The sequence below is a fragment of the Tunicatimonas sp. genome (assembly GCF_049647865.1).
Lineage (GTDB): Bacteria > Bacteroidota > Bacteroidia > Cytophagales > Cyclobacteriaceae > Tunicatimonas.
Map to the genome: position 1 here is coordinate 1 of NZ_JBARYM010000238.1, position 2,580 is coordinate 2,580.

The window sequence follows — 2,580 nt, forward strand, 5'->3', positions numbered from 1 at the left end:
CTAGTGTTACTTCAACTTAATTTTGACGATTATATTCAGGTAGTTAATTTTGCAGAAAAAGGATTATGCCTGCAAAAATATATCGAGTGCACCTGAGCGAAGAAGAAAGGGTTCAACTTCAAGGTTTGATAGGTAAACGTAGTGAGAAGTCTATACAGGTAAAGCGAGCATTTATACTTCTAGCCGCTGATGAGCATGGGGACAAACAGTGGAAAGATGAGCAGATTAGCCAAGCCTACGGAGTAGGTAAACGTACAGTAGAGCGCTTACGTCAGCGGTTTGTAGAAGAGGGGATACAGGTTGCTTTGCAGGGCAAAGCGCGTGAAGTAGTCCGAGAAAAGATCTTTGACGGGGCGGTAGAAGCCAAATTGATTGCATTACGCTGTAGTGATCCCCCTTCCGGATACGCTCGTTGGACATTGCACCTGTTGGCAAATAAAATGATAGAGTTGGACTATGTAGAAAACATAAGCCACGAAAGTGTGCGTCAGTTACTTAAAAAAACGGCCTCAAACCCTGGCGGGTAAAATCATGGGTCATTCCAGAGGCAAGCCCGGAGTTTGTATGCCAGATGGAACGGGTCTTATCAGTATATCAGCGGGCTTATGACCCGAGCCATCCTGTGGTTTGCCTGGATGAATCACCTAAACAGCTAATTAAAGAGGTTCGCCATCCCTTCGTTGACAGCGATGGGGTACAACATGTAGATTATGAATATAGCAGAGAGGGGGTTACAGACTTGTATATGATAGTTGAGCCTTTAGGAGGACGGCGGGAAGTGAGAGTAGAAGACAATCATAACCGCTTTACTTATGCCCGGATAGTCAGTCATATCGCCGAGCATATGTATCCTGAAGCTGAAATGATTACGCTGATAGAGGACAATCTAAGCGCCCACAAATTATCGGCTTTATATGAAATATTTACCCCGCAAAGAGCTCAGTCTATCATAGAGAGGTTGGAAGTGGTGCGCACACCTACTCATGGTTCCTGCGGTTCCCCGCCGGGACTCAATATTGCTGAATGTGAACTGAGTGTATTAACCAGACAGGGCGTCAGTAAGAGAGTCGCTGATAAGCAAAAGCTTACAGGACAGGTACAGGCGTGGTATAAGATAAGAAATACAAAGCAAACCCAGGTCAACTGGCAGTTCACTACTAAAGATGCCAGAATAAAGCTTAAGCATCTTTATCCGTCATTCTAAACCTGAAGTAACACTAGGCTTAGTTTACAAATGGTTCCTCGCCAGACAAACGCATTTTGTATGGATGAGAGTGTTTTTACTTTTATTAATCAGCGCGAGCTTAGTCTTACCACTAATTCCGTCTCCCACTATTCGGCTCAATCAATTGATAACTACAGAAGCAATAGAATTTTCAACTCCGAGTTCAGCCTTTACATTAGAGTGGTTAATATCACCATCAGGCTTTAATAGTCACACTGCTGCGGCAGAAGCAGGAGCATTGATTAGCTTGTCTTTTATACTTTTAACAGTTTATGCACTGGGGGTCATGTACAGATCGCTAGTTTTTGGGATCAACCTCAGTAAAATTCGCAAGTTAATTCTATGTTCTAATAAACGAAGAGAAGAAAGTTACTGGCTTATTGATTTGTCTCACAACAAGTCTACTTTTTCCTTTCTAAACTACATATTTATCAGCTCCCAGGCGCTTACCTCTAAAGAATATCAGCAAGTATTACAGCACGAATTGTTGCATGTAAGGCAACGACATACTATGGATCTGCTGTTACTCGAGTTAACTCATAGTTTGCTGTGGTTTCATCCCCTGATTCCTTACCTCAAGAAGCAGTTACGACAAGTACATGAGTATCTTGCTGATCAGGCGGTCGTAAGAGAGTCAGAGGAACAGAAAGGTTATGCACAACTCTTACTCAAACTAGCATCTGAAAATCACTCTCTAACTCTAGCTACTAGCTTCTCTAGTAAGCAAGTTGGGCAACGCATTGCTATGCTGACGAAACCACGGTCCCATCCCAATCGCCGATGGATATTTAGTCTGATAGTTCCATTGTGCGCTAGTATATTTCTGCTAAGTGCCTGTTTAGAAGATCCATCTACCAGTGAAGATGCCACTTCATCTGGTCAATTTGTTCGTAAAGTAAATGGTAGTCAGATAATTGGAAAAGTTCATTGGGAAGGAAATACAATTTACAGTGATGAGTTCTTATCAGAAAAACTTGGTTTACAATCGGGTGATGTTTACGATTCGGTTGCGATAAATCAGCAATTATCGTATAACCCGGAAGGGGACGATGTTTCTTCTTTTTATATGGATCAGGGGTATCTATTTTTTAGAGTAGATGTGCAGAAAACAGAAGCAGAAAGCGGTAAGGTTAACTTAACGTTTAGTATCTACGAAGGTGAGCCAATTGTGGTTAATGAGATTCGTATTCAGGGCAATGAGGATATATCCAAAGAGGCGATTTTGAAGAAAATTTCTATCGAGCCAGGTGAACCCTTCAATCGATCCAAGCTCGTTGAATCCCAAAGAGCTGTTGCTTATATGGGCTATTTTGATCCAGGGCAGGTTACAATCAACCCAATACCCAATCCTGAAA

The 2,580-nt window shown here is 42.2% G+C and carries 3 protein-coding genes; all 3 read left to right on the forward strand.

The genetic code is table 11. The features are described 5' to 3' along the window. Positions 1-65: 65 nt before the first annotated feature. The gene (locus WBA23_RS07380) at positions 66-527 is read left to right on the forward strand and encodes a helix-turn-helix domain-containing protein (protein ID WP_424581633.1); all 462 of its coding nucleotides are present in this window, start codon (positions 66-68) and stop codon (positions 525-527) included. 11 nt (positions 528-538) lie between these two features. Beyond that, on the forward strand, positions 539-1,204 hold the full coding sequence (locus tag WBA23_RS07385) for a transposase (protein ID WP_424581635.1): 666 nt from the start codon (positions 539-541) through the stop codon (positions 1,202-1,204). Between the two features lie 64 nt (positions 1,205-1,268). Further along, positions 1,269-2,580 (forward strand): POTRA domain-containing protein (locus tag WBA23_RS07390; protein WP_424581634.1); only part of this gene is annotated, 1,312 nt, incomplete at its 3' end.

Bases quoted from the DNA above. Each gene is read 5' to 3' on its own strand.
- WBA23_RS07380 (WP_424581633.1), top strand. From the start codon at position 66: ATGCCTGCAAAAATATATCGAGTGCACCTGAGCGAAGAAGAAAGGGTT.